Below are 24,149 nucleotides of genomic sequence, written 5' to 3'. Positions count from 1 at the left end.
AATGGCGGCGCGGCTGGAAATCAGTGCTCCCCGCGCACGCGGGGATGGTCCCCGGGCGACGACCATCGCCTCGATGTAGGCATCGTGCTCCCCGCGCACGCGGGGATGGTCCCGCCATTTGAAACCGCAAATGGAACGGCTTACCGTGCTCCCCGCGCACGCGGGGATGGTCCCGGACCGGGATCGGGCGCGTGGATGCTGCGCAGGTGCTCCCCGCGCACGCGGGGATGGTCCCGGGACGGCGGTGGCCAGCTCCTCCATCTTCGCGTGCTCCCCGCGCACGCGGGGATGGTCCCGGGACGGCGGTGGCCAGCTCCTCCATCTTCGCGTGCTCCCCGCGCACGCGGGGATGGTCCCAGACGGTGGCGTGGCTGCGGAAGCACCTGCGGGTGCTCCCCGCGCACGCGGGGATGGTCCCGAGGGCGCCGGACGGGTGCCCGATGTCGAGCCGTGCTCCCCGCGCACGCGGGGATGGTCCCGTGCCCAGGTCTGGGGGCGGGCCGCTCTTGAGGTGCTCCCCGCGCACGCGGGGATGGTCCCGGCATGGACCTGGACGAATACCAGATCAACGAGTGCTCCCCGCGCACGCGGGGATGGTCCCCGGGCCCGGCCGGCCCTTCCGGACCTGTTGGCGTGCTCCCCGCGCACGCGGGGATGGTCCCGTGACCCCCGCGTGGCAGCAGGTCCTGTCCAGGTGCTCCCCGCGCACGCGGGGAAAGCCTCTTTTCGTGGTTCTGCTGCTCTGGCCTGGGGTTTTGTGGTTTTTCTGGGGTGTTTTCGAAGGCTTGGCCCGTGAGTGGCCCGATTTTTTCGAGTGGGCCCCACGACGCGGTTGGCCCCACGATCGTTGAGCCACGAACCGACCCCTCCTCACGCGCGGACACGGCAAGACCCCGGGTCGCTCTCTCTACGACCGGGGGCTTCTCGTATCCGCCCTACGCGCCGGGAGGCGGAGGCTCTTCCTCCGGCGTCGGGAGCAACAACGCGGTAAGGGTCTGGATTTCTGAGTCCGTGAGTGCCATGAACTCTTTCGTGCTTCCCGCTCCGCTTTGGCACTCGACTTCCACGAGACCTGACCGTGAGTGGATTGTCGCGCGGATGATCACGGGGCTCACTTCTTTTTCGGGGGTTTGGGCGAAGGCACGGCCTTGGACGGGGGCCGGTCTCTTGGACAGTCGTGCTGTGAGGGGTGGTCGAGAACGAAACTTCTCCCACATAACCGGCAATTCCAGACCACTACCGTTGTCCCGTGGACTGGCGGCGCGGAACCGACCGGATCACCAGCACGCGGCGGACGCGTTCGGCCATTCGCCATTCCGCGCCAACGGGCAGGATCGGGTCGATGTCGGTCTCCGACCATTCAATGGACCACCACCGACCGTGTAGGGCCACCACGACCGTCTCCGCACCCAAAAGACAGGTGCAGCGCTTCGCGGTGTCGGGGAGGGCAGTAACGCCTTTGACGCGTAGGGCCTTGTGGAGGTTGTGCAACGCCGTCATGGCGGAGTCGGGAGTGAGCAGATCCGGCGGATCGGGCGTGGTCTGTGCTGTCATGACGTCACTCTGTGCTTGTGCGCGCTACCTGCACAGACAGTTCACGTGACACGAAACTAGCGCGGCTGCCACAGACATTTTGTGACGCAAGGTGTCAGCCTTGTGACATGGCAAATGGACCACATGACCACTGGGCACGGTTCGCGTTGGACGCACGCCGCGCACGCGAGCTGGCGGGTATCACACAAGCTCAGGTGGCCAAAGCGACCGGGTGGGGGCGGTCAACGATCAGTTCCCTGGAGACCGGGGCGCGCAGGCCCCAACGCGCTCACGCCGAAGCGCTTGACCGGGTGTGTGACACAAACGGCTCCTTGCTGCGTCTGTGGGTGTCGCTGAGCAGCAGCGCGGGAGACAGCCCCTCGTGGTTTCGGGACGTGCTTGTTCTGGAGCAGACCACGACCACCATTCGGGAGTATCAGCCGCTTCTCATCCCCGGCCTGCTCCAGACCGGGGCGTATGCCCACGCCGTGATACGCACGGGTAGCTCATGGTTTGCACCCGACGTGGTTGACGGGCTTGTCCGAACCAGAGTTCAACGCCAAGCCCTACTCACCCGTGCGGACCGTCCGGCCACCTGGTTTGTCGTGGACGATTCCGCTATAACCCGCATGTTGGGTGGTGTGGCCGTCATGCGGGAGCAGCTTGACCACCTACTCCGCATGGGGTGTGAGACCGTCCGGCTTCAAGTGCTTCCCAGCGCGCGGCCCACGCACCCCGGGCTTGGTGGGCCATTTCGGATCATGAGCTTCCCCGACCGGCCTCCCGTTGGCTACGCAGAGCACGCGCTGGGCGGTGCAACCACTGACGACACCCGCGAACTGGAGTATCTACACTTGGTTTTCGGCGCTGTTCAGGCCGACGCTCTTTCGCCCGGGGATTCTCTGGAGTTCATCCGGGCGACCATGGAAGGACTTCCCGATGACTAGCCCGCATTGGCATACCAGTAGCTACAGCGGCCCGAACGGGGGCAACTGCGTAGAGGTCGCCGAAACCTCCATCGGTGCGGTCGTGCGCGACACTCAGAACCGGGACAAGGAGACGTTGTTGTTTCCGGTAGGGGAGTGGACCGCTTTCCTGAGGGATGTACAGACCGGGACGCTGTAGTCGCCCGGATTGCGGTCACAGGGACCTATCCGCACTCAGTCCGGTGTCGGGGGCTGGTGGGTTTTGGGTGTGTGATGAGTTTCCCTAACAGGTCAAGGGCCGCCCGCCTGCGCTACGCGCAGGCGGGCGGCTGCGTGCGTGGGAGCCGCCGGGCGCGAGTCGGTACGCGCTTGGCTGGGCACAGCGCGCTGCGCGCCCGACTTCGTCGGGTGCTCGCGCTCGGCCCGCCCGCGCGACCTCCACGCCCTCCGCGTTCAGCCCGCCCCCACCGCCGCGCGTGGCTGGTGACGGCCTGCGCCTGCGCGCCAACACCCACACCCCCAGCGACGGCCCTCACCGTTGATCCGCGGTGACCCACCGCCCGGCCGGCACCAGCCCCTCACCCGGAACCGTCGCCAAAGGGCTTCCCATTGTCAGAATCCAACACAACGCCCTCTTGAGAGGCAACCCCAGTGAGATCCACACCTGTTGCCCCGCGCAGGTCGGCGTAGTCAAGCTTGGCCTCGTCCAGGTACGCGTGTTGAAGGACTGCCCTGCGTATGTACGCGTTTTGCAGGTTGGCTTCGCGTAGGTTCGCGTTTTGCAGGTTGGCTATTCCTAGTTTTGCGTTTTTCAGGTTGGTTTTGTACAGATTCCCGTTTTGTAGGTTGACTCCTCCTACACGCGCGTTTTGCAGATTGGCCTCGCGTAGGTCTGCTTCTTGGAGGTCTGCCTCGGTTAAGTACGCGTTTTGCAGGTTGGCTTCGCGTAGGTTCGCGTTTTGCAGGTTGGCCCGACGCAAGTTCGCTTGTTGAAGGTTGGTGTTGGACAGGTCAACGCGGTTCTTCTCGGGTCGTTTGGGGCGGCGTCCGATCACGGTCAACGCGGTCTGCACATCCGTGGGCGGCCCCTTCTTCGCCTCCACGGGAGCCGCAGGCTCTTCGACCCCTGTAGGGGGATGCATCCGCTGCCCCCATGGTGAAGACACCACCGACTGAGGAGTCACCGTATTACGAGGGGCGTTCTCGCGCACGAACGCGGCCAGGACCTCCACCACGGTTTCGTGGTCACGCTCGGACTCGCGCATCACATGCTCAAGGGCATAAATCCCCCCGATGCGTGCCGCCATCTGCTCCGAGGACAACTGCTCGATGGCGTCCTTGTAACGCTGCGTGTACTGGCCACGCTGGTTGAGCAGGTAACTGCGCGCGGTGAACACCAGAGCCGTCAACGCCGCCGTCCCACCAAACCCCTGCAACAACGTTTGACGCACCGCGTTGACCGCAGCCGCGTTCTCCTTGGCCGCCGTGGCCCGCGCCGCGCGTTCCTCAACCGAAGGACTTGGCCCCAACTCAGGAACAGCCAACCCCTCATAGACCGTGGGACCGGCCACCCACCACGTCATGGGAAACAACACGAACAACAACACCGCCAACGCGCCCACCACCGCCAACGGCCCACCCACCCACCAACCGAAGCGCCGCCACACCCCAACCCACCACGTGGCCAGCACCCCCCACCTTCCACGCACCCACGCAAGCAACCCCCGCCACCACTGACCGATTCGCGCCATGACCGAAATCCCAACACACCAGACACACCGGTGCGCCCCGCTTATAGGGTTCGGCCCATGTCGGACAACATCCGCCACATCCACACCGCACCCACCGCCAAAGCCCACCAACGCGCCCAGCAACAGCAAGAGCGCGAGGACGCCGCCCGCTTCGAGGCCCGCGCCCAAGCGATCGCCGCCATCTTGAAAGAACGCGGCGCGACCGTCATCACCTGCACCCGCGAAGAATGGACCCCCACCCGCCGACTGGGCCGACGCGCGGGCGAGATCATCAACCGCCGGGTGCGCACCAAGGCCGTGGAGACCGGCATCGCCGTATGGGACACCGAACGCGAAACCAACCCCCTGCACCAGCGCTTGGACGAACGCCGCGCGATGCGCATCATGGCCGCCTACTACAAGGAAAACCCGCTGTCGTTCGGTGCCAACCCCGACCGGCCCGACCCCGATGACGACGCTCCAGGCAACCGGTAAGAGTCGGGTGTCCGGATCTGTCCACCCGCACCCTTCGCGGCGGGACCCTAAGGATCGGGGGCCAGGGCTCAAATACCGGGGCAGGGGGCACGCCCCCGCCCTTGCGCCAACCAGCTTGCGGCCCCCGATCCTCCCGCCACGACGCGCGCCCGCGACCAGATCCCGCCACCCTCACCGCCGCCACCGCCTCACCCCAGCCGGTGATCGGGGAATGCCCGGACGACCCCAACCGGCCCGAGGCGGTATCGAACCGCCACGGGCCAGTACCCCCGAACGCCGCGCTACCAGCGCTCAAAGCCTGGACGGTAGGCCGGTTCGGGCCCGGGCCTTGGCCCGTGCATGGCCCGGGAAAAATGAGAATGGATGAGAACGGACGGGAACAGACGGGGAAAGATGGCAATGGATGAGACACTATCGCCCCTGGTTCGCCCAACTCGCGCGATCGGTGCAGGTCACGACCATGGGGTCTGACATGCGAAGAGGCGACGCCCGAAGTGGACGCCGCCCCTGATTAAGGTCTCTCACACGCGGGGATGGTCCCGCTTTCCCGAGCCATTACGCCGCCGGTCAACCGTGCTCCCCGCGCACGCGGGGATGGTCCCGGCCCCGGCCGCCTGCACCGTTCGGCCCCGTCGGCCAGGCGGCTGGGCACCGGTTTCCTAATGGCCTTTGGTGACGTCCAGGCCCTTGGGGGTCAGGAAGAACACCACGACCACCGCGACCAGCATGATCGCCGCGCCGATACCACCGAGCAGCGACAACCCCTGGGTGAACGCCTCTTGAGCCTGGGTGGCCGCCGCCGCCCCGGCCGGGCCCAGGTCGGACAGGACACTGAGGGCGCCGCCCAGGGACTCCTGAGCGACCCCCACCTGATCGGGGCCGAGTCCGGCGGCGGCCAGGGTCGAGGCCGGGAGCTCGGCTCGGTACAGGGACGCCGCCGCGCTCCCCAGGATGGCCACGCCCAGCAGTGCCCCCAGCTCGTAGGCGGTCTCCTCGATGGCCGCAGCGCTGCCCGCGTGTTCGGCCGGGGTCCCCGACATGATGATCGCCGAGGCGATGGCCAGGGCTCCCATCCCGGCCCCGAGTAGGGCGAGGAAGACCGCGACCGGTGTGTAGGAGAGCGGAGCGGGGGCTGCGGCCAGGACCACGAAGCCCAGGCCCGACATGGCGAGGCCGCCCACCAGGACGGTGCGGGCACCGATGAGCTGGGCCAGGACCGGGGCCAACGGGGAGACCACCGCGGCGGCCACGGCCAGCGGCAGCAGCCGAACTCCAGCCTGCAGGGGCGACAGCCCCTGCACGAGTTGGAGCCACTGAGCGGCGAGCAGCAGGGCCGACCCCATGGCCAGCGTGATGAACAGGGCCGCCAGCGTCCCGGCCGTGAACGAGGGGACGGCGAACAGGCGCACGCGCAGCAACGGGGAGTCGCTGTGGAGGCAGCGCATCACGAACCAGGCGAGCAGGGCCACCGCCACCGCCACCGCGGCCACCGCCAGCAGGTCGGTCGGGCCTTCCTTGGCGACCCGTTTGATGCCCCACACCAGGGCGACCATGCCCGCGATCGAGAGCACGGTGGCCGGGGCGTCCCACCGGCCGGGGCGCGGGTTACGTGCCTCGGGGAGGAGGAGCAGGCCCGCCAAGACGGCCACGGCCATCAACGGGACATTGACGAGGAACGCCGAATGCCAGGAGAAGTGTTCCAGCAGCAATCCGCCCACGATGGGTCCCACGGCCGCCCCGAGTGAGGCCACCGCCGCCCAGATCCCCAGGGCCCGGGCGCGTTCGGCCGGATCGGTGAAGAGGCTGCGGATCATCGACAGGGTCGCCGGCATGATCATCGCCCCACCCAGGCCGAGGAGGGCGCGTACGGCGATGACCACGGGCGCCGACTCGGCGACCACGATCAGCAGGGACGCACCGCCGAAGATCGCGAAGCCCATGAGGAGCATCCTTCTGCGGCCCCAGCGGTCGCCCAGGGTGCTCATGGTGACCAGCAGGCCGGCCAGGACCAGCGCGTAGACGTCGACGATCCACAGTTGCTGGGCCGCGGTCGGGGACAGCGCCCCCGCGATCTCGGGCAGCGCGACGTTGAGGATGGTCATGTCCATGACCACCACCAGCAGGCTCATGGCGAGCACCGCCAGGGCCGCCCAGCGGCGGCCGGGTGACAGGTGGCCTGCGGTAGCGCTCGGTGTGCCGAAGGTGGGCGGCGTGCTCACGGTTTCTTCTCCAGGGATGTACTCATCAGCGCGGCGATGGCCATGCGCAGCGCCGCTTCGTCGATGGGCCGGTCGTGCAGCAGGGCGTGCAGGATCACGCCGTCCAGGTAGACCGCCGTGGCCTGGGCGGCCTCGGGGGCGGTGTACTCCGAGAGGATCTCGGTTATCCGTCGTATCCAGAGCTGGGCGAACGGGCGCAGCTCGGGCTGGGTCACCCCGGCGTAGTAGAGCAGGTTCTCGGCCTGCAACCTCGCGCGGTCGCTCAAGTAGGAGGCGAACTGTGCGGCGATGCCCTCGGCGCTTCCCCGACAGGACTGGACGGCCTGCGCGATCTCGCGCAACTCCTCCTCGCATTGTTCGACCACGACCTGGAGCGCGCTCGTGCGCAGCTCGTGCAGCGAGGTGAAGTAGTAGGTGGTGGCGCCCAGCGGTACCCCGGCCAGTTCGGCCACCCGGCGGTGTGTCAGGGCCTCGTACCCGTTGGCGACCATCTCCTGTGCGGCGACCTCCAGCATGGCGCGCTTGCGTCCCTTCGGGTCCTTGCGGGGGGTCACGGGTGTTCCCCGCATGCCGGCCGACCGGAGATCGGGAACACCATTCTTGCTCCTTTGAGTTAGTACATAAGTACAAGTACAAATGTACTAGAAGTGCGGAACCTGCTGGTCGTGCCCTCCGTCATCCTCGGTCTGCCCTTCGCGTAGCGCCGTTTGGATCATCCGATGGCGGGTCGAGCCATTCGCGAGTGCTCAGTGGGCGGCCCGAGGGTGGTCGGCGGCGCCCCTGGTGGACGCTGCTCCCCGCGCCGGCCCGTCCGGCCGGCCGGGGCAAAGGTGTGACCAATGCGCTGCGATCTCCGCCGGGGTGGTCGTGCGGGGCTGCAGCCTGCCGCCAATCGTCGTATTAATTCATTAATTAGTATTTAATATTGACGTAACGCGCATCACAGTGGCATGCTCTCTGTCAGTCATCGAGGTCGTCCGCACAGGTCAGCCGGTCGGCACGGGTCAAGGAGGTTCGATGGGGACACGTTCGCGGCGCGCCGTCGCCGCGCTCGCGGCGGCCATGTGCGCGGTACTGATCGCGGGCTGCGACGCCAAGCTCGGTGAGGACGGACGCATCGGCGTCGTCTACATGGACGCCCAGGGCTACTACGCCGGAGTCCGCAAGGGGATGCAGGACCAGGCCGACGAGTCCGGCCGCAGCCTGCAACTGCTGGAGCTCAACGCCCAGGGCGACGCCTCCGAGGAGAGCACGTTCGTCGACACCGCCAGCTCCGCCAAGGTCGACGCCCTCGTCCTCTCGCCGGTCTCGGCCACCGCCTCCATCCCCGCGGTGCGCCTCGCCCACGAGAGCGGCATCCCCGTGATCTGCTACAACACGTGCATCGAGGACGAAGCGGCCCGGGAGTACGTCACCGCCTACATCCTGGGCGACCCGCACGAGTTCGGCCGCCTCCTGGGCGCCGCCGCCGCCGAGCACTTCGCCGCCGAGGGCGTGGACGCCCCCAAGATCGCCGTCCTCAACTGCGAGTTCGCCGAGGTCTGCAAGCAGCGCCGCGAAGGCTTCGAGGAGGCGCTGTTCGCCGAGCTGCCCGACGCCGAGATCGTCGCCAACCAGCAGGGCGCCACCATCGACGAGGCCGTCGACGTCGGCGAGCGCCTGCTCACCGCCCACCCCGACCTCGACGCCTTCTACGGCGAGGCCGGCGGCGCCACCATGGGCGCGGTCCGCGCGGTGCGCGGCGGCGGCAAGTCCGGCCAGGTCGTCGTCTTCGGCAGCGACATGTCCACCGACGCCGCCCGCGCCCTCGTCGACAACACCATCCTCAAGGCCAACGTCGACATCTCCGGGATCACCGTGGGTCGCATGGCCGCGGGCATCGCCGAGGACGTCATCGCCGGCCGCGAGCCCGAGGAGTTCGTCGTCGACGCGCCCATCGAGCTCTACAGCACCGGCGAGCAGGCCCAGGAGTGGCTCGACACCCACCCCGACGGCATCCCGTAACCCCGGGCCCGCACACCAGCCCCGTCCCACCGTCCTTTCAGCTACGGAGTCCCCATGAGCGATGACCGACCGGTCGTGGCCGCGACGCGGCGGGCGACCAAGACCTACCCGGGCGTGCGCGCCCTGGACGCGGCCGACTTCGAGGTCCGCGCCGGAGAGGTCCGCGCCCTGCTGGGCCGCAACGGCGCCGGCAAGTCCACCCTGATCCGGCTGCTGTCGGGCGTGGAGACCCCCGACAGCGGAACCGTGGAGGTCGGCGGCTCACCCCTGGGCGACGGCGGGGTGCGCCGCGCCACCGAACTGGGCGTGGGCACCGTCTACCAGGAACTGAGCCTGGTCCCGCAGATCTCCGCCGCCGAGAACCTGTTCCTGGGCGTGTGGCCGCGCACCGCCGGACGCGTGGACTACCCCCGGATGCGCGCCGAGGCCCGCGAGGTCTTCGCCGAGCTCGGCCTGGACATCGACCCCGACGCGATCGTCGCCGACCTGCCGCTGGCCCGCCAGCAGCTCGTCGAGATCGCCCGCGCGTTCCGGGCCCGACCGCGCCTGCTCATCCTCGACGAGCCCACCAGCGCCCTGGCCGCCGGCGAGGCCGACATCGTCCTGGCGGCGGTCACCCGCATCGCGGGGCGCGGCGTCGGCGTCATCTACGTCAGCCACCGCCTCGACGAGATCCGCCGCGTGGCCGACACCGTCACCGTCATGCGCGACGGCGCGGTCGTGGAGACCACCGACGTCGCCGGGGCCACCACCGCCCGCATCGTCTCCCTGATGCTGGGCGAGGCCGCCGACGAGGTGCCCGAGCGCACCGAGGCCGACGTGGACCGTTCGGCCACGCCGCTGCTGTCGGTGCGCGGGCTGTCGGTCCCGCCCAAACTGGAGGACGTCTCCTTCGACCTCTACCGGGGCGAGGTCCTGGGGCTGGGCGGCCTCATGGGGTCGGGACGCACCGAACTCCTGCGCGCCATCAGCGGGTTCCTGCCCGCCGGCGCCGGCAGCATCACCGTCGACGGCCAACGCGTCACCCGTCCCACCCCCGCCGTGATGAAGCGCCTCGGCGTGGGCATCACCCCCGAGGACCGCAAGGGGGAAGGGGTCGTCCCGCTCCTGGGCGTCTCGGAGAACATGGTGCTCACCTGGTTCAAGGGCGCGTCCACCGCCGGGACCGTCAGCCCCGCCCGGGTCGACGGCATCGGCCGCGGCCTGATCGAACGGCTGTCCATCAAGACCGCCCGCCCCGACACCCCCATCGTCAACCTCAGCGGCGGCAACCAGCAGAAGGCCGTCATCGGCCGCTGGCTGCACGCGCAGAGCCGCATCCTGCTCCTCGACGAGCCCACCCGCGGCGTCGACGTCGAGGCCAAGGCGCAGATCTACCGCATCGTGCGCGAACTCGCCGCCGAAGGCGCGGCCGTGCTGTTCGTCTCCAGCGAGCTGGAGGAACTGCCCCTGGTCTGCGACCGGGTCCTCACCATGCGAGCCGGTCGGCTCGCGGGCGAGTTCACCGGCGCCGACATCACCCTGGACACCATCATGGCCGCCGCGATGGCGGCGTGACCGGCGAGGAACCAATGACAACCACCACCGCACCCACGCCACCGGCGAACACCGCCTCCTCGGGCTTCCTCGCCCGGTACGGCCACCGCCTCAACGAGATCGGGCTGCTCGCCGCGATCGTCCTGCTCTACATCGTCCTGGGCTCCACCGCCGGTGGCTTCCTCAGCGTCGACAACCAACTCGGCCTGCTGCGCAACGCCGCGATGATCGGCATCGCCGCCTGGGGCGTCACCCTGGTCATCATCTCCGGCGAGATCGACATCAGCATCGGCCCGGCCGTGGCCTTCGCCTCGGTCATCGTGGCCAAGGGATCGGCCGAATGGGGCCTGGGGGTGGGCGGCGCCATCGTCCTCACCCTGGCCCTCGGCTTCGCGTGGGGCGCCCTGGCGGGCTGGCTGCGCGCCCGCTTCAACGTCCCCTCCTTCATCGCCACCCTGGGGCTGTGGAGCGTGCTGGGCGGTCTGGCCCTGTACATGACCGACGCCCTGCCGGTGCCGCTGCCCGAGAGCGCCGTCTTCGACGTCCTGGGCGGCTCGATCCTGGGCATCCCCACCGCGGCGATCGTGATGCTGGTGCTGTTCGGCGTCTTCGCCTACCTCGCCAAGTACACCGCCTACGGCCGCACCGTCTTCGCCATCGGCGGCAACGCCGCGGCCGCCCGCCTGGCCGGGCTCAACGTCAACCGCGTCCGCGTGCTGCTGTTCGCCACCACCGGCCTGCTGGCCGCCATCACCGGCGTGCTCCTGGCCGCCCGCCTGGGCTCGGGCAACGGCGGCGCGGCAGCCGGCCTGGAGTTCGACGTGATCGCCGCCGTCGTCATCGGCGGCACCGCCCTGGCCGGCGGACGGGGCTCGCTGCTGGGCACCCTCCTCGGCGTCGTCTTCATCACCGTGATCAGCAACGGCCTGGTCCTGCTGGGCGTCAACTCGTTCTTCCAGGACGTCGTGCGCGGCCTCATCATCGTCGCCGCCGTCCTGGTCAACGTCATCATCAGCCGCCGCAACGCGGCCACCAGGCTCGTCTAGGGGAAGGGGACGGCGACAATGACCACGACCAGCGGGGACCGACCCCACACCATGCGCGGCGTCTACCTGCCGGGCGACTCCACGGCGGTGGTGCGCGACCTCGACGTACCCGAGCCCGGCCCCGGCCAGCTCCTGCTCAAGGTGGGCGCGTCGGGCATCTGCGGCAGCGACATCGGGTTCATCTACCACGAGCACAAGACCCACCGCGGCATCGACGGCCCCGCCTACCGCGGCGTCGTCGCCGGGCACGAACCCTCGGGCACCGTCGTCCGGTCCGGGCCCGGCTGCCGCAAGTTCGGCACCGGCGACCGCGTCATCGTCTACCACATCGCCGGATGCGGGGTGTGCGACAACTGCCGCCGCGGCTTCATGATCAGCTGCACCGGCGCCCAGCGCGCCGCCTACGGCTGGCAGCGCGACGGCGGCCACGCCCAGTACCTCCTCGCCGACGAGGCCACCTGCGTGCCGCTGCCCGACGCGCTCACCCACGTCGACGGCGCGCTGATCGCCTGCGGCTTCGGCACCGCCTACGAGGGGCTGCGCCGCATCGGCGTCAACGGCGACGGCGACCTGCTCGTCGTGGGCCTGGGCCCCGTGGGGCTGGCGGCCGGGATGATCGGGCGCGGCATGGGCGCGGCCCGCGTCATCGGCGTGGAGCCCTCCGCCCAGCGCCGCGAGTGGGCCGCCGGACTCGACGTCTTCGACACCCTCGCCGGCCCCGACGAGGCCGCCGACGCCATCGCCGCGGCCACCGGCGGGCGCGGCGCGGCCACCGCCATCGACTGCTCGGGCTCGCGCCCCGGCCGCACCACCGTCCTGGACAACGCCGCCGAGTGGGGACGCGTCTCACTGGTCGGCGAGGGCGGCACCCTGGAGACGGAGGTGTCGGACACCCTGCTGCACAAGCAGCTCACCCTCTACGCCTCCTGGGTGACGTCGCTGCCCACCATGGCCGAGCTCGCCACCAACCTGGTGCGCTGGGGCCTCAGCCCGCAGAAGGTCGTCTCCGACCGCTTCGGCCTCGCCGACGCCGACGCCGCCTACCGGCTGGCCGCCGGCGTCAGCCGCGGCAAGGTCGTCCTGGTCGACGAGGACGACCGGTGAGCGGCGCCGTCCGCGTCGAGCACGACACCACCGGACCCTACGAGGTGGTGTACCTGGACAACGGGGTGCTGCGCCTGGGTGTGGTGCCCGCGCTGGGCGGGCGGCTGCTCTCCGCGCTCCACCGGGGAACGGAGTTCCTGTACCGCAACCCCCGTCTGCTGGGCGCCGACCTGCACCCGGTGGACGGGGAGCGGCCCGCGCCGACCAGCGGCCCCATGAGCGCCTGGCGCAACTTCGGGGGCGACAAGACCTGGCCCGCGCCCCAAGGGTGGGACGGCCCCCACGAGTGGGCCGGCCCACCCGACCCGGTGCTGGACTCCGGGGAGTACGACCGCGCCGTCGCGACAGGGGCCGACGGCGCGGTCACCCTCACCCTCACCAGCGGCGACGACCCCAGGACCGGGCTGCGGCTGCGCCGTCGCCTGACCCTGGCCCCCGGCCGCAGCGGCTACCGGCTGGAGCTCACCGCCCACAACACCTCCGACACCCCGCGCCGCTGGGCGCTGTGGAACGTCACCCAGCTCGGCGCCGAACCCGTCGGCCACGCGAGTGCCCAGGGCGTCTACGTGGGCACCGCCGACTCCGCGGACCCCTCGGCGGTCGTCCCGCTCGTGGCGGGCGACGCCAACCCGCGGGTCGAGCAGTCCCACCCCGGCGTCCTGCGCGTGCCCGCCCAGGACGTCATCGGCAAGGCCGGGTTCCCCGCCGCGACCGGCTGGCTGGCCTGCGTGGGAGCCGCGGGGACCATGACCCAGCGCTTCGACGTCGTAGAGGGCGCCCCCTACCCCGACCAGGGGTCGCGGGCCGAGGTGTGGTTGGAGTACCCGCCCGAACACCCCCTGGAGCACCTGGGCGGACTGTTCCCCGCCGACCGGATCGTGGAGTGCGAGGCCCTGGGCCCGCTCACCGACCTCGCCCCCGGAGACTCCACCACCCTGACCATCGACGCCGGATTCGGTTCCGGGACCGCCGCCGTCACCGACGTGACCCCCGACGGCTTCTGGAGCGAGCCGCCGCGCCTGTCCTCCACGCCCGACGGGACCCGCCTGTCGGGAGCCTTCACCGCCTTCACCCGCGGGACGCTGCACTGCCGCCCGGCAGACGGCCGTCCCCGAGTGCGGCTCGGCACCGCCCTGCCCGGACTGCCGCTGCGCTTCGACACCCCGGTCCCACGCGGCACGCCCGACGCCGCCGTGGAATTCACCCCCGCGCCCCAAGGACCCACCGACCAGCGATGACGAGGAAGCCCACCATGCAGGACCAGCAGGACAACGGCGCGGTCGCCGTGGTCACCGGCGCCGCCCAGGGGATCGGCGCGGCCGTCGCGCACCGCTTCGCCGCCGACGGCGCCCCCGTGGTGCTGGCCGACGTCTCCCCGCACGTCGCCGCGACCGCCGAGCGGATCCGCTCGGCGGGGGGCCGCGCGGTCGCGGTGCACGCCGACGTCTCCGACGAGTCCGGGTGGGCGCGCGTCACCGAAGCCGCGCACGCCTTCGGCCCCGTGGGCACCCTGGTCTCCAACGCCTACACCGTCGAGATCGCCCCCGCCCACGAAACGGCCCTGGAGTCCTGGCAGCGCCAGCTCTCCGTCAACCTCACCGGAACGTTCCTGGGCGTGCGCGCCTGCCTGGACGACCTGCTCGACCAGCGCGGCAGCATCGTCATCACCTCCTCCGTGCACGCCTGGTTCGGCCTGCCCGGGCGCCCCGCCTACGCCACCACCAAGGGCGGGCTGACCGCACTGACCCGCCAACTGGCCGTGGAGTACGGGCCCGGCCTGCGGGTCAACTGCGTCCTGCCCGGACCCATCCGCACCGCGGCTTGGGACGGGGTCAGCGAGGAGGACCGGCGCCAAAGCGCGGCCCAGACCGCCGCCGGACGACTGGGCGACCCCGAGGAGGTGGCCGCCGTCGTCGCCTTCCTCGCCTCGGCCGAGGCGTCCTACGTCACCGGGGCGAGCATTCCGGTCGACGGAGGGTGGAGCATCTACAAGGCGTCGTCCTGACGGGGACGGCCGCGACGGGGAGAACGGAGAACACGATGGCGGCCTATGTGGGTCGGGGAGTACACGGCCAGACGGTGCGGCTGCTGGGCACACGTGTCCTGGCGGGCGAGCTTCGGGAAGGCGACACCATCGACCTCGGTGCCCTCAGCACCGAGCTCGACCTGAGCCTGACCGCCATCCGCGAGGCCATCAAGGTCCTGGCGGCCAAGGGACTCGTGGACTCCCGGCAGAAGAAGGGCACGTTCGTGCGGCCCCGCGCGCAGTGGAACCTCCTCGACCCCGACGTGGTCAGCTGGCAGGTCGCGGCGGGCGCCGCCGACACCTTCTTCCGCGACCTGGCCGAACTGCGCGCCGCCATCGAACCCGCCGCCGCCCGCCTGGCCGCCCAGCGCCGCACCGACGAGGACGTGGTGGTGCTGCGCGCCGCCATCGACCGCATCGCCGCGTCGGTGCGGGGCACCGCCGAGGAGGAGACCGCGGCCGACCTCGCCTGGCACCGCGCCATGCTCGCCGCCACCCACAACGAGATGTTCACCCGCACCGACGTCTTCTTCGCCGCGGGGCTGTCCGAACGCGACCGCCTCGTCCACGGAGCCGTCCACGACGACCCGGTGCCCAGCCACAGCGCCGTCACCGAGGCGGTGGCCGCCGGCGACCCCGGCGCCGCCGAAGCGGCGATGCGCGCCCTGCTGGACAAGGCCGAGACCGACCTGCGCCGCGCGACCGCCATGAACCGGCGCGCCCACGACGACCACGAACGAGGGTCCACCGCATGAAGATCACCCGCATCGAGACGTTCCTGGTCGCCCCGCGGTGGCTGTTCTGCCGCGTGGAGACCGACGACGGGATCGTGGGCTGGGGCGAGCCGGTCGTCGAGGGACGCGCCGAGACGGTGCGCACCGCCGTGCACGAACTCGCCGAACTGCTGCTGGGCGAGGACCCCACCCCCATCGAGCACCACTGGCAGCGCCTCACCAAGGGCGGGTTCTACCGGGGCGGGCCCGTGCTCTCCAGCGCGGTCGCCGGCCTGGACCAGGCGCTGTGGGACATCGCGGGCAAGCGCCTGGGCGTGCCCACCCACGAACTGCTCGGCGGCCCCGTCCGCGACAGGGTGCGCGTCTACGGCTGGGTCGGCGGCGACGACCCGTCCCAACTCGCCGACGCCGTCGCCCAACGCGTGGCCTCCGGGCTGACCGCCGTCAAGATGAACGCCTCGGGGATCATGGGCCGCTCGGCGACCCCGCGCGAACTCGACGGCGTCGTGGAGCGCGTGGCCCGGGTCCGCGAGGCCCTGGGCGACGACCGTGACGTCGCCGTGGACTTCCACGGCCGCTTCACCGCGGCCACGGCGCGCCGCGTACTGCCCCTGCTGGAGCCGCTGCACCCGATGTTCGTGGAGGAGCCGCTGCTGCCCGAGCACACCCACCTGCTCGGCAGGCTCGCCGACTCCACGACGGTGCCCGTCGCCACCGGCGAGCGGCTGTTCTCCCGCGCCGACTTCCTCCCCGCGCTCCAGGCCGGGATCGCCGTGGCCCAGCCCGACCTCTCCCACGCCGGCGGCATCTCCGAGGTGCGCCGCATCGCGTCCCTGGCCGAGGTCTACGACGTCCAACTCGCCCCGCACTGCCCCCTGGGACCCATCGCGCTCGCCGCCAGCCTCCAGGTCGCCTTCGCTACCCCCAACTTCCTCATCCAGGAACAGAGCATCGGCATCCACTACAACCGCGACGCCGAACTCCTCGACTACGTCGTGGACGCCCGCCCCTTCGACTTCCCCGACGGCCACATCCACCGCACCACCGCCCCCGGACTGGGCGTGGACGTCGACGAGGCCGCCGTGCGCCGCGCCGACGAACACGGCCACCGCTGGCGCTCCCCAATGTGGAGCCACGCCGACGGTTCATTCGCCGAATGGTAGGAGACCCCCCGATGAACAGCCCCGACGGCTTCGACACCCTCACCGGCCGCGCCCCGGCCCCATGGCACGACGAGCGCCACGAACTGGGGGAGGGGCTGCGCTGGACCGGCCGCGACCTGCTCATGGTCGACATCCTCGCCGGCCGGCTCCTCGCACTGGACCCGGCGCTGCCCGGGCCGCCGCGCACCCTCGTCCGGCTCGACGTCCCCCTGGGCGCAGTCGCCCCCGTCGCGGGCCGGCCCGGCTCCTACATCGCGGCGGCCGGGACCGGCATCGCCCTCGTCGAGGAGGGAGGCGGCCCACCGCGCTGGCTGGCCCGGCCCGAGGAGGGCGCGGCCGTGCCCGCCCGGATGAACGACGGCTGCTGCGACCCCAGGGGCCGCTTCTGGGCCGGCTCCATGGCCTACGACGCCACCCCCGACGCGGGCTCGCTGTACCGCACCGACCCCGACGGCACCGTCACCCGGGTCCTGGACGGCTACACCGTCCCCAACGGCCCGGCCTTCGACGCCGCGGGCACCCGCATGTACCTCGCCGACAGCGCGCACGGGCGCATCGACGCCTACACGCTCGACGACCACGGCGACATCACCGCGCGCGCGGTCTTCGCCCGCGTCGACCACGGCAGCCCCGACGGTATGCAGGTGGACGCCGACGGCTACCTGTGGGTGGCGGTGTGGGGCGCCTCCCGTGTGCACCGCTACGCCCCCGACGGCACCCTCGACCGGGTGGTCGGGGTCCCGGCCGCCCAGCCCGCCAGCGTGTGCGTGGCGGGGGAGCGCGACCCCGTGCTCTTCATCGCCTCCGCCCGCACCGGCCTCACCGACCCCGCACCCCACGACGGCGCGGTCCTCGCCCTCCCGGTGACCACTCCCGCCGCTCCCGTCCGCGCGTTCGAGTCCGCGCTGTGAGCCCCGCACCCTGAGCTGCCCGCGGACTCAGTCGAGGGCGCCGCTGACGTCGCGCCGGGCCGCGGCTTCGGCGGCGTCCGCGCGCGCCGCCACCACCCGGAAGCAACGCAGGGCCAGCAGGGTGGCGACGGTGAAGACCAGCACCCCCAGCAGCGGCGGAAGGCGGAGGTCGACGCGGCCCAACAGGCCGCCCACCAGCGCCCCCACGGGCACGAAACTCAGGCCCAGCATCTGCTTGGCGCTCACGACGCGCCCCATGAGGTGTTCGGGGACGATCTGCTGCACGATCCCCATCGACACGATGGCCGCGACGGTGCCGGCCCCGGCGATCAGGGCCCAGGCGAGAGCCGCGACGAGCGCGTTCGGGGCGAACGCGAAGACCAGGCACATCGCCGCCTGGGCCAGGAAGCCGCCCACGAGCGTCCCGAAGCGCCCGATTCGCACCGTGAGCCTTTCGGCCAGGGCGGCGCCGCCGATCGCCCCGACGGCGGCCACCGCGAGGAACACCCCGAACAGGTTCTCCGGCACCCCGAAATGGTTCTGCACGATCAGCACGAACACCGCGGACAGCGCGCCCGCGGAAAGGTTCACCACCGAGGTGAAGACCACCAGTCCGCGCAGCGGCGGGTCGCCGTACACGTAGCGCAGGCCCGCGCCGATGTCGCAGAAGACCGAGCGGATCGCCCCGGGGGCCGACCCCGCCCGGTCCCGGGCAGGGACCTCCGACGGCGGGGAGGGGCGCCGCGCCGACAGCGGCAGACCGAGAAGGATGAACGCCCCCAGCACGTAGGCGCCGGCGTTGACCGCGAGGGGCAGCGCCGCCGCGACCACGAAGAGGAACCCCGCCAAGGGCGCGCCGAGGAACTCCTGCACGACCTCCCGGCCGCCCACCAGCCGTGCGTTGGCGCGGTCCACGGCGCCCCTGGCCAGCGACGGCAGCACGGCCCTTGCCGCGATGTCGTAGACGATCTCGCAGCTCATCGCGGTGAACATCACGACGTAGAGCAGGACGATGGTGCCGTTTCCGGTGGCGGTGATCACCGCCAGCGCGATGATGGCCGCGCTGCGCAGGAGGTTGGCGACGATCATCGCCCGGACCCGGTCGACCCGGTCCACGAGCACTCCGGCGAGCAATCCGAACAGCAGCCAGGGGAGGTACCGCGCGGCGGTGAGCCCGGCCACCGCCAGCGGATCGCCGGTGAGCGCCGCCGCGAGCATCGGCAGCGCCGTCATCATCACGCCGTCCGCCAGGTTGCTCGACAGGCTGCCGGCCAGAAACCGGTGGAACGCCCCGCTCAGCCTCGGCGGTCCGGTTCCCGGTCGGTGCTGCGGGGACGAGGCGGAGCCGGTCGGCATCGGATTCCTTCTGCGGTTCTGGTATGAGGACATCGGTGGTGCCGGACGCACGAAGCGGTGCCTTCTCGCCCGGCACCGCTTCCCGGTGCCGCCGGGCCTCCCGGCGCGAACGGCCCGACCGTGGAAGGCTCAACCGTGAAAGGCCCACGGCCAGGCGGTTTCTCCGCCGCGAACAGGTCCAAGGCTACGTGTTTCGGGCCGGCGACCGCTGAGGGGCCGGTGGCGTTCGGCGCCGATGACGCCCTTTTCCCGCGCTTTTCTCGGCGTGGTTCCTTTTCTCGCCGGAATTCCTCCGCATTTCCTTAATTATTGTGCTTTTCGGCCCGTGGTAACCGAGTCGTCGTGCAGGGGGCGGGCCTCACCGGGCCACGGCATACGCCTGTTGCCCGCGGGGACTGGCCGCTGCGAGCACCCCGCCGTCGGCGTCGGGCCCCGTCGCGCAGACCTTGCTCAGCGAACCGCTGGCGGCCACCACGATCTCGTGGCCGCGCCGTTGCAGTTCGGCGATGGTCTCCGGGGGGAAATCGTCCTCGACCACGAGCACGCGGGGCTGCGTCCTGCGGGGGGTGAACGACGTCGGGGGATGCTCGGTGTGGAACGTGGGCCGCTCCACGGCCGCCTGCGGCCCCAGGCCGAAGTCGACGTGGTTGACGAAGAAGTTCAGCGTCCACTGGTCCTGCTGGTCGCCCCCCGGAGTGCCAAAGGCCAGGTGGGGGCGTCCGTCCCGCAGGACCAGGGTGGGGCTCAGCGTGGTGCGGGGGCGCTTGCCCGGGGCCAGGGAGTTGTTGTGGTTCTCCACCAGCCAGGCCATCTGCCCCCGCGTGCCCAGGGGAAAGCCCAGTCCCGGAACCACCGGGGAGCTTTTCAGCCAGCCGCCGCTGGGCGTGGCGACCACCATGTTGCCGTCGCTGTCGGTGGCGCTCACGCAGCAGGTGTCGCCCTTCGCCGCGGTGCGCTGCAACACCGTGGGGATGCCGTTGCCCAGCTGCGCCTGCCAGTCCGGGCCCTCGTGGCCGGGGCGCGTCTGGAGCACCGGCGGGATCCACGCGCTGCGGCCGTCGGGGGACCCCGGGCGCAGCACCCCCGACGCCCGGTCGCCGATGAGCGCGCGCCGTTGTTTCGCGTACGCCCGGTCCAGCAGCCCCGCCAAGGGGACGTCGGCCTTGAGCGGGTCGCCGTACCAGGCCTCCCGGTCGGCGAAGGCCAGTTTCGCCGCCTCGGCGACCGTGTGCAGGTGGTCCGCGCTGCCGAAACCCATACCGGCCAGGTCGAAGCCCTCCAGCAGGGCGAGCTGCTGGAGGAAGACCGGCCCCTGCGACCAGGGCCCCGGTTTGTGCACCAGGTACCCCCGGTAGTCCACCGTCGCCGGTGCCTCCACCGACGCCCGCCACCCGGCCATGTCGTCGCCGGTGAGCAGGCCGCCGTTGCGTCGTCCGGTCGAGTCCGCGAACGCGCCGGTGCGCATGAACGTGTCGATCGCCTCCGCGACGAAGCCGTCGTAGAAGGCGGAGATCGCGGCGTCGATCTGGCCCTCGCGGTTGCCGGTCGCGGAGCGGGCCTCGTTGAGCAGCAGCCCGAACGTGCGGGCGAGAGCGGGGTTGCGCATCCGGGCGCCGGCCTTGGGCGCACTGCCGTTGTTCAGGTAGGTGCGTCCGGACTCCGACCACTCGTCGCGAAACAGCGGCGCCATCACCGCGATCATCTCCGCGGCCTTGGGCAGCAGCGGATAACCGTCCTCGGCGTACCCGATGGCCGGCGCCAGGACGTCGTGCAGGCGCAGTTGGCCGTAATCGCGCAGCACCCTCAGCCACGCCCCGAAGGCCCCCGGCACACAGGCCGCCAGCAGCCCCGAACCGGGGACGGCGTCCAGGCCGCGTTCGCGGAAGGCGTCCGGGGTCGCGGCCGCGGGCATGGGGCCCTGGCCGCAGACCACCGACACCTGCTCGGCGGCCGCGTCGTACACCATGATCGGCACGTCCCCACCCGGACCGTTCAGGTGCGGCTCCACCACCTGGATGACGAAAGCGGCCGCGACCGCGGCGTCGAACGCGTTGCCGCCACGGTCGAGCATCGCCATCCCGGTCGCCGAGGCCAGCCAGTGCGTGGAGGAGACGGCGCCTTGAGTACCGCGGAGTTCGGGGCGAGACAGCACGAAAAACCCTTTCAGGGTCGGGGAAGGAGAGGGGGCCGGGCGCAGATGCGGCCCTCCGCGACGGGGAGGACGTTCCCGGTCACGCTGCCCTGCCTGATGTGGTCGGGGCCGGGGGTCACGGAGCAGTCGAGCCGCGCCGGGCGTCCCACCTCGGCCCCTTGCACGACGGTGTACTCGTGGGTGTCCGCCGACGAGGGCAGCCACCCGGCCCCGACCAGCCACGCGCCGAGCGCCATGGCGACCGGCGCGCAGGCCGGATCCTCCGGAATGCCGAAACCCGGGGCGAACAGCCGGGCATGGGCGGTCCGCCGGAGCGGGTCCCAAGCGAACACGCACAGGGCGGGGAGCCCTTCGGCGTCCAGGCGCGAATAGTCCGGCCGGGCCCGCGCGACCGCTGATTCCTGTACCGGCAGGAACGCGAATCCCGTCCCGTATCCCACGGACCGCGGTGCAGCGCCGGCGGCGTCCGCGCCGGTCAGTCCCACGGCGGCGAGCAGCGGTTCCGGTTCGAGGTCGGTCCCCGCGGTCGGGCCGTGCCCGATGAGCGTCGCCCTGCCGCCGCCCACGGTCAGACCGACCAGCCCGCCCGCGCTCTCCTGCACCGTCCCGCCGGGGCCGATCGCGCCGATCCGCTCCAGGGTCGCCGCCGTCCCCACGCTCGAATGCCCGCCGCCGGGGGACTCGCGCTCCGGGGTGAAGACACGGACCCGGTAGGTGGCCTCCGGTGTGGTCGGGGGGAGCACGAAGGCCGTCTCGGTCGCGTTGACCTTCGCGGCGATCGCCTGCATCTCCTCGCCCGACAACCCCTCCGCGCAGGGGACCACGCACAGGGGGCTGCCGGCGAAGAGGCGTTCGGCGAACATGTCGACGAGCTGGTACTCGATCTGGTCGCTCATCGGCGGCCTCCCGTTTTCTCGTTCAGGACGGAGACGGCGATGTCCTCCAGGACATCGGTGCGGCCCTGGTAGGGAAAGCCGCTGCGCGGCCAGTGGACGACCGTGTCGGTGAAGCCGATGCCGCCGAACAGTCCGCACGCGTCCTGGTAGGACGCGACGGAGTCGAGCACGCCGCGGATCATCGCGCCGGTCACCACGAGGCGGCGCAGCGTCGAGGGGTCCCGGCCGGCTTCGGCGCACGCCTCGTCCAGCGCGCGCAGGTGGTCGGCGAGCAGGGGGACCGCCGTGGAGTAGGGGAGCGGTTCGCTCCACCCGGGAGGCCCCGCCGTCACCCAGATGTCGGCGTAGCGCGCCGCCAGGCGCATCCCCCGCGGACCGGTCGCCGCGATCGCGAAGGGGACGCGCGGGGACTGTAGGCACCCCGGGCGCGTGGACGCCCCGCGCGCGGTGAAGTACTTCCCCTCGAAGTCGGTCTCGGGTTGCCGGAGCAGGGCGTCGGTGCAGGCGACGAACTCGGCGAACCGGTCGGCGCGTTCCCCCGGCGACAGCGGCTGCCCGCCCAGGACCTCGTCGTCGTAGCCCCCGGCCCCGGCTCCGAGCCCGCAGATGAGCCGACCGTCCGATATGTCGTCCACCGTCATGAGTTCCTTGGCGAACGGGACCGGGTGACGGAAGCTCGGGCTGGCCACCATGGTCCCCAGCGAGATCCGCGAGGTCGCCGCGGCAGCGGCGGTGAGGGTGGGGATCGTGCCGAACCACGGTTCGTCGCGCAGCCACCGCCACATCAGGTGGTCGTAGGTCCAGGCGTGGTCGAATCCGAGTTCTTCGGCGCGGGTCCACAACAGCCGCGCTCGTGACCAGCGGTGCTCGGGAAGGATGACGACCCCGTGCCGCATCGGACTCATCGGCCCTCCCCGGGCAGGGCGGCGGCGCGTTCGGCGACGTCGAAAAGGATGCCGGTCAGCTCCCGGCCGCACTCCACGACCGCCGGCCGGGTCAGTTCCTCGGGCAGCCGGCCGAGATCGCCCCCGGCCTCGGGGTAGAGGCCGTTGGTGGCCAGGTCGATGGCGGTCGCCTTCAGCCGGCGCATCAGCTGGGTCAGGACCTGTTCGGGAGGGACCGGGGCCCGCACGGTCAGGAAGTAGCAGTCGAAGACGGTGCCCCACCTGCGGGGCTGGTGGGTGTCGGGGGCGTCGATGGACTGCTGGAGCAGGGAACGTCCGCGCTCGACCAGCTTGGAGGACACCCCGAGGTGGATCTGGTTGCTCATCCCGACCTCGCGCATCACCTCCCCGGTCTGCGCACCCAGGACCGCGGGTGCCTTCCGCCCGCGAAAGAGGCTGCGCACCGCCGGGTAGTCGAGGGCCCAGGTACCGCTGAAGGTCGAGTGCAGACGGTACATGCTGGGTCTGATCGTGGCGTTGTAGATGGAAGGGGTGCAGGACCCGGTGTAGAGGAGCATGCCGCAGTAGGCGCGCACGTAGGTCGCGACGGTGCCGGCCAGGGCCTTCCTGCCCTCCTCGTCCTCCGGCGCCTGGGACAGGGCGTCGGCGAGCAGCCGCCAGATGACGAACGAGATGTGGTGTCCGATGATCCACCGGAACCAGAACAGCCGTTCCAGGTCGTCGGCCGAGGCCGGCTTGGTGGCCGGGAACCCCGACCTGCCCTGGGCGATGAGCCGGCGGACGTCCCCTGCGCTGCCGTACACCGAGCCGGGCGCAATGCTCACCGCCACGCCGGGATTGGGCAGGGTCAACGGTTCCAGGCCGTAGGGGTAGTCGCTGAAGTCCCAGTCGCCGGGGCCGGGGGCCGCCATCGCCGATTCGATTGAGACAAGGCTCATCGCGGACCTGCCGGCACGTAGGTGAACTCGAATTCGAGCCCGTTGACGTCGAGGCAGTAGAAACTCTCCACCCCGTCCTTGTCGACGACCGTCTCCGACGGCGGGTCGGCGCGCAGAAAGGCGTAGCGTCCCGACCGGTGAAGCTCCGTCCACTTACGGCGCCATGCGTCGAGTGCGGCCGGGGACTCCACGGCCATGCACAGGTGCTGAAATTCGGTTGCGTTCGCACCGGCCCCATGGGGGGCGGGGGAAATGCGCTCGAAAAGGTGGAACCGGGTGGCCCCGACCACCACCTCCGCCATCCGGGTGATGCCCGGAAGGCGTTCCCGGGTCAACTCGGAGAACTCGTCGGTCGACCAGGTGGCTCGGCATCCGAAGAAATCCTGGTACCACGACGTGCAGTTGGCGAGATCGGTCGTCTGTATTGCGATGTGGTGCAACCTGGGTAGGTTGACAGTCTCGGGCATCGTCGGTC

Annotated in this window: 22 protein-coding genes and 1 CRISPR repeat array (1 of these 23 running past the window's edge); of the genes, 12 read left to right on the top strand and 10 right to left on the bottom strand. The window is 71.1% G+C overall.

Annotation, left to right across the window (positions count from 1 at the left end; translation table 11 throughout):
* Positions 1–723: a CRISPR direct-repeat array (repeat unit 29 nt; unit sequence GTGCTCCCCGCGCACGCGGGGATGGTCCC) (it extends 282 nt beyond the left edge of the window).
* Positions 724–1,236: 513 nt separating this feature from the next.
* Positions 1,237–1,554 (bottom strand): hypothetical protein, encoded by a 318-nt coding sequence (locus QSJ59_RS21420; protein ID WP_285761529.1) that lies wholly within the window; start codon positions 1,552–1,554, stop codon positions 1,237–1,239.
* 107 nt (positions 1,555–1,661) lie between these two features.
* On the opposite strand from QSJ59_RS21420, the gene QSJ59_RS24400 reads away from it, so the two are divergent.
* Together QSJ59_RS24400 and QSJ59_RS21415 are read left to right on the top strand one after the other, a co-directional pair.
* Positions 1,662–2,480, top strand: a complete 819-nt coding sequence (locus QSJ59_RS24400) for a helix-turn-helix domain-containing protein (RefSeq protein ID WP_432707515.1) — start codon at positions 1,662–1,664, stop codon at positions 2,478–2,480.
* The gene (locus tag QSJ59_RS21415; protein WP_285761528.1) at positions 2,473–2,658 is read left to right on the top strand and encodes a DUF397 domain-containing protein; all 186 of its coding nucleotides are present in this window, start codon (positions 2,473–2,475) and stop codon (positions 2,656–2,658) included. Before QSJ59_RS24400 ends, QSJ59_RS21415 begins: the two co-directional genes overlap by 8 nt.
* 379 nt (positions 2,659–3,037) lie before the next feature.
* Here QSJ59_RS21415 and QSJ59_RS21410 read toward each other — a convergent pair whose 3' ends face one another.
* The gene (locus tag QSJ59_RS21410) at positions 3,038–4,150 is read right to left on the bottom strand and encodes a pentapeptide repeat-containing protein (protein WP_285761527.1); all 1,113 of its coding nucleotides are present in this window, start codon (positions 4,148–4,150) and stop codon (positions 3,038–3,040) included.
* 117 nt (positions 4,151–4,267) lie between these two features.
* On the opposite strand from QSJ59_RS21410, the gene QSJ59_RS21405 reads away from it, so the two are divergent.
* Positions 4,268–4,684, top strand: a complete 417-nt coding sequence (locus QSJ59_RS21405) for a hypothetical protein (RefSeq protein ID WP_285761526.1) — start codon at positions 4,268–4,270, stop codon at positions 4,682–4,684.
* Positions 4,685–5,343: 659 nt separating this feature from the next.
* Here QSJ59_RS21405 and QSJ59_RS21400 read toward each other — a convergent pair.
* Both QSJ59_RS21400 and QSJ59_RS21395 read right to left on the bottom strand, forming a co-directional pair.
* Complete coding sequence (locus QSJ59_RS21400) at positions 5,344–6,813, bottom strand: MFS transporter (RefSeq protein ID WP_285761558.1); 1,470 nt, start codon at positions 6,811–6,813, stop codon at positions 5,344–5,346.
* An 86-nt stretch (positions 6,814–6,899) separates the two neighbouring features.
* Entirely contained in the window at positions 6,900–7,457 is a 558-nt protein-coding gene (locus QSJ59_RS21395) for a TetR/AcrR family transcriptional regulator (RefSeq protein WP_285761525.1), read from the bottom strand.
* Between the two features lie 463 nt (positions 7,458–7,920).
* On the opposite strand from QSJ59_RS21395, the gene QSJ59_RS21390 reads away from it, so the two are divergent.
* The 9 genes from QSJ59_RS21390 to QSJ59_RS21350 are packed head-to-tail and all read left to right on the top strand — an operon-like array spanning position 7,921 to position 17,427.
* Entirely contained in the window at positions 7,921–8,907 is a 987-nt protein-coding gene (locus QSJ59_RS21390; protein WP_285761524.1) for a substrate-binding domain-containing protein, read from the top strand.
* A 54-nt stretch (positions 8,908–8,961) separates the two neighbouring features.
* Positions 8,962–10,464 carry a sugar ABC transporter ATP-binding protein gene (locus tag QSJ59_RS21385; protein ID WP_285761523.1) on the top strand — a complete coding sequence of 501 codons (1,503 nt, stop codon included), beginning with the start codon at positions 8,962–8,964 and terminating at the stop codon, positions 10,462–10,464.
* Between the two features lie 14 nt (positions 10,465–10,478).
* Positions 10,479–11,489 (top strand): ABC transporter permease, encoded by a 1,011-nt coding sequence (locus tag QSJ59_RS21380; RefSeq protein ID WP_285761522.1) that lies wholly within the window; start codon positions 10,479–10,481, stop codon positions 11,487–11,489.
* 18 nt (positions 11,490–11,507) lie between these two features.
* Complete coding sequence (locus QSJ59_RS21375; RefSeq protein WP_285761521.1) at positions 11,508–12,593, top strand: zinc-dependent alcohol dehydrogenase family protein; 1,086 nt, start codon at positions 11,508–11,510, stop codon at positions 12,591–12,593.
* Positions 12,590–13,831 (top strand): DUF4380 domain-containing protein, encoded by a 1,242-nt coding sequence (locus tag QSJ59_RS21370; RefSeq protein WP_285761520.1) that lies wholly within the window; start codon positions 12,590–12,592, stop codon positions 13,829–13,831. Before QSJ59_RS21375 ends, QSJ59_RS21370 begins: the two co-directional genes overlap by 4 nt.
* Positions 13,832–13,845: 14 nt before the next feature.
* Positions 13,846–14,598 carry an SDR family NAD(P)-dependent oxidoreductase gene (locus tag QSJ59_RS21365; RefSeq protein ID WP_285761519.1) on the top strand — a complete coding sequence of 251 codons (753 nt, stop codon included), beginning with the start codon at positions 13,846–13,848 and terminating at the stop codon, positions 14,596–14,598.
* Between the two features lie 35 nt (positions 14,599–14,633).
* Positions 14,634–15,374 carry a FadR/GntR family transcriptional regulator gene (locus QSJ59_RS21360; protein ID WP_285761518.1) on the top strand — a complete coding sequence of 247 codons (741 nt, stop codon included), beginning with the start codon at positions 14,634–14,636 and terminating at the stop codon, positions 15,372–15,374.
* Complete coding sequence (dgoD, locus tag QSJ59_RS21355) at positions 15,371–16,516, top strand: galactonate dehydratase (RefSeq protein WP_285761517.1); 1,146 nt, start codon at positions 15,371–15,373, stop codon at positions 16,514–16,516. The genes QSJ59_RS21360 and dgoD overlap by 4 nt, the downstream gene beginning before the upstream one ends.
* Before the next feature lie 11 nt (positions 16,517–16,527).
* Positions 16,528–17,427, top strand: coding sequence for an SMP-30/gluconolactonase/LRE family protein (locus QSJ59_RS21350; RefSeq protein WP_285761516.1), 900 nt, complete (start codon positions 16,528–16,530; stop codon positions 17,425–17,427).
* A gap of 27 nt (positions 17,428–17,454) precedes the next feature.
* Here the strand turns inward: QSJ59_RS21350 and QSJ59_RS21345 are convergent, their stop codons facing one another.
* The 6 genes from QSJ59_RS21345 to QSJ59_RS21320 all read right to left on the bottom strand — a co-directional run bounded on the left by QSJ59_RS21345 (position 17,455) and on the right by QSJ59_RS21320 (position 24,114).
* On the bottom strand, positions 17,455–18,783 hold the full coding sequence (locus tag QSJ59_RS21345) for an MFS transporter (protein ID WP_285761515.1): 1,329 nt from the start codon (positions 18,781–18,783) through the stop codon (positions 17,455–17,457).
* A 358-nt stretch (positions 18,784–19,141) separates the two neighbouring features.
* Positions 19,142–20,935 carry a gamma-glutamyltransferase family protein gene (locus QSJ59_RS21340; protein WP_285761514.1) on the bottom strand — a complete coding sequence of 598 codons (1,794 nt, stop codon included), beginning with the start codon at positions 20,933–20,935 and terminating at the stop codon, positions 19,142–19,144.
* Between the two features lie 11 nt (positions 20,936–20,946).
* Positions 20,947–21,831, bottom strand: a complete 885-nt coding sequence (locus tag QSJ59_RS21335; RefSeq protein ID WP_285761513.1) for a PhzF family phenazine biosynthesis protein — start codon at positions 21,829–21,831, stop codon at positions 20,947–20,949.
* Positions 21,828–22,736, bottom strand: a complete 909-nt coding sequence (locus QSJ59_RS21330) for an LLM class flavin-dependent oxidoreductase (RefSeq protein ID WP_285761512.1) — start codon at positions 22,734–22,736, stop codon at positions 21,828–21,830. Before QSJ59_RS21330 ends, QSJ59_RS21335 begins: the two co-directional genes overlap by 4 nt.
* Entirely contained in the window at positions 22,733–23,674 is a 942-nt protein-coding gene (locus QSJ59_RS21325; RefSeq protein WP_285761511.1) for a hypothetical protein, read from the bottom strand. Before QSJ59_RS21325 ends, QSJ59_RS21330 begins: the two co-directional genes overlap by 4 nt.
* Entirely contained in the window at positions 23,671–24,114 is a 444-nt protein-coding gene (locus tag QSJ59_RS21320) for a VOC family protein (RefSeq protein ID WP_285761510.1), read from the bottom strand. The genes QSJ59_RS21325 and QSJ59_RS21320 overlap by 4 nt, the downstream gene beginning before the upstream one ends.
* Positions 24,115–24,149: the final 35 nt, after the last annotated feature.

It is taken from the genome of Nocardiopsis ansamitocini, assembly GCF_030268225.1.
Classification (GTDB): Bacteria; Actinomycetota; Actinomycetes; order Streptosporangiales; family Streptosporangiaceae; genus Nocardiopsis_D; species Nocardiopsis_D ansamitocini.
This window is presented reverse-complemented; position numbering and strand designations above follow the sequence as displayed.

Bases quoted from the DNA above. Each gene is read 5' to 3' on its own strand.
- dgoD (WP_285761517.1), top strand. From the start codon at position 15,371: ATGAAGATCACCCGCATCGAGACGTTCCTGGTCGCCCCGCGGTGGCTG.
- QSJ59_RS21350 (WP_285761516.1), top strand. From the start codon at position 16,528: ATGAACAGCCCCGACGGCTTCGACACCCTCACCGGCCGCGCCCCGGCC.
- QSJ59_RS21360 (WP_285761518.1), top strand. From the start codon at position 14,634: ATGGCGGCCTATGTGGGTCGGGGAGTACACGGCCAGACGGTGCGGCTG.
- QSJ59_RS21390 (WP_285761524.1), top strand. From the start codon at position 7,921: ATGGGGACACGTTCGCGGCGCGCCGTCGCCGCGCTCGCGGCGGCCATG.
- QSJ59_RS21385 (WP_285761523.1), top strand. From the start codon at position 8,962: ATGAGCGATGACCGACCGGTCGTGGCCGCGACGCGGCGGGCGACCAAG.
- QSJ59_RS21345 (WP_285761515.1), bottom strand. From the start codon at position 18,783: ATGCCGACCGGCTCCGCCTCGTCCCCGCAGCACCGACCGGGAACCGGA.
- QSJ59_RS21400 (WP_285761558.1), bottom strand. From the start codon at position 6,813: ATGAGCCTGCTGGTGGTGGTCATGGACATGACCATCCTCAACGTCGCG.
- QSJ59_RS21405 (WP_285761526.1), top strand. From the start codon at position 4,268: ATGTCGGACAACATCCGCCACATCCACACCGCACCCACCGCCAAAGCC.
- QSJ59_RS21330 (WP_285761512.1), bottom strand. From the start codon at position 22,736: ATGAGTCCGATGCGGCACGGGGTCGTCATCCTTCCCGAGCACCGCTGG.
- QSJ59_RS21415 (WP_285761528.1), top strand. From the start codon at position 2,473: ATGACTAGCCCGCATTGGCATACCAGTAGCTACAGCGGCCCGAACGGG.
- QSJ59_RS21335 (WP_285761513.1), bottom strand. From the start codon at position 21,831: ATGAGCGACCAGATCGAGTACCAGCTCGTCGACATGTTCGCCGAACGC.
- QSJ59_RS21325 (WP_285761511.1), bottom strand. From the start codon at position 23,674: ATGAGCCTTGTCTCAATCGAATCGGCGATGGCGGCCCCCGGCCCCGGC.
- QSJ59_RS21380 (WP_285761522.1), top strand. From the start codon at position 10,479: ATGACAACCACCACCGCACCCACGCCACCGGCGAACACCGCCTCCTCG.
- QSJ59_RS21375 (WP_285761521.1), top strand. From the start codon at position 11,508: ATGACCACGACCAGCGGGGACCGACCCCACACCATGCGCGGCGTCTAC.
- QSJ59_RS21420 (WP_285761529.1), bottom strand. From the start codon at position 1,554: ATGACAGCACAGACCACGCCCGATCCGCCGGATCTGCTCACTCCCGAC.
- QSJ59_RS21365 (WP_285761519.1), top strand. From the start codon at position 13,846: ATGCAGGACCAGCAGGACAACGGCGCGGTCGCCGTGGTCACCGGCGCC.
- QSJ59_RS24400 (WP_432707515.1), top strand. From the start codon at position 1,662: ATGGCAAATGGACCACATGACCACTGGGCACGGTTCGCGTTGGACGCA.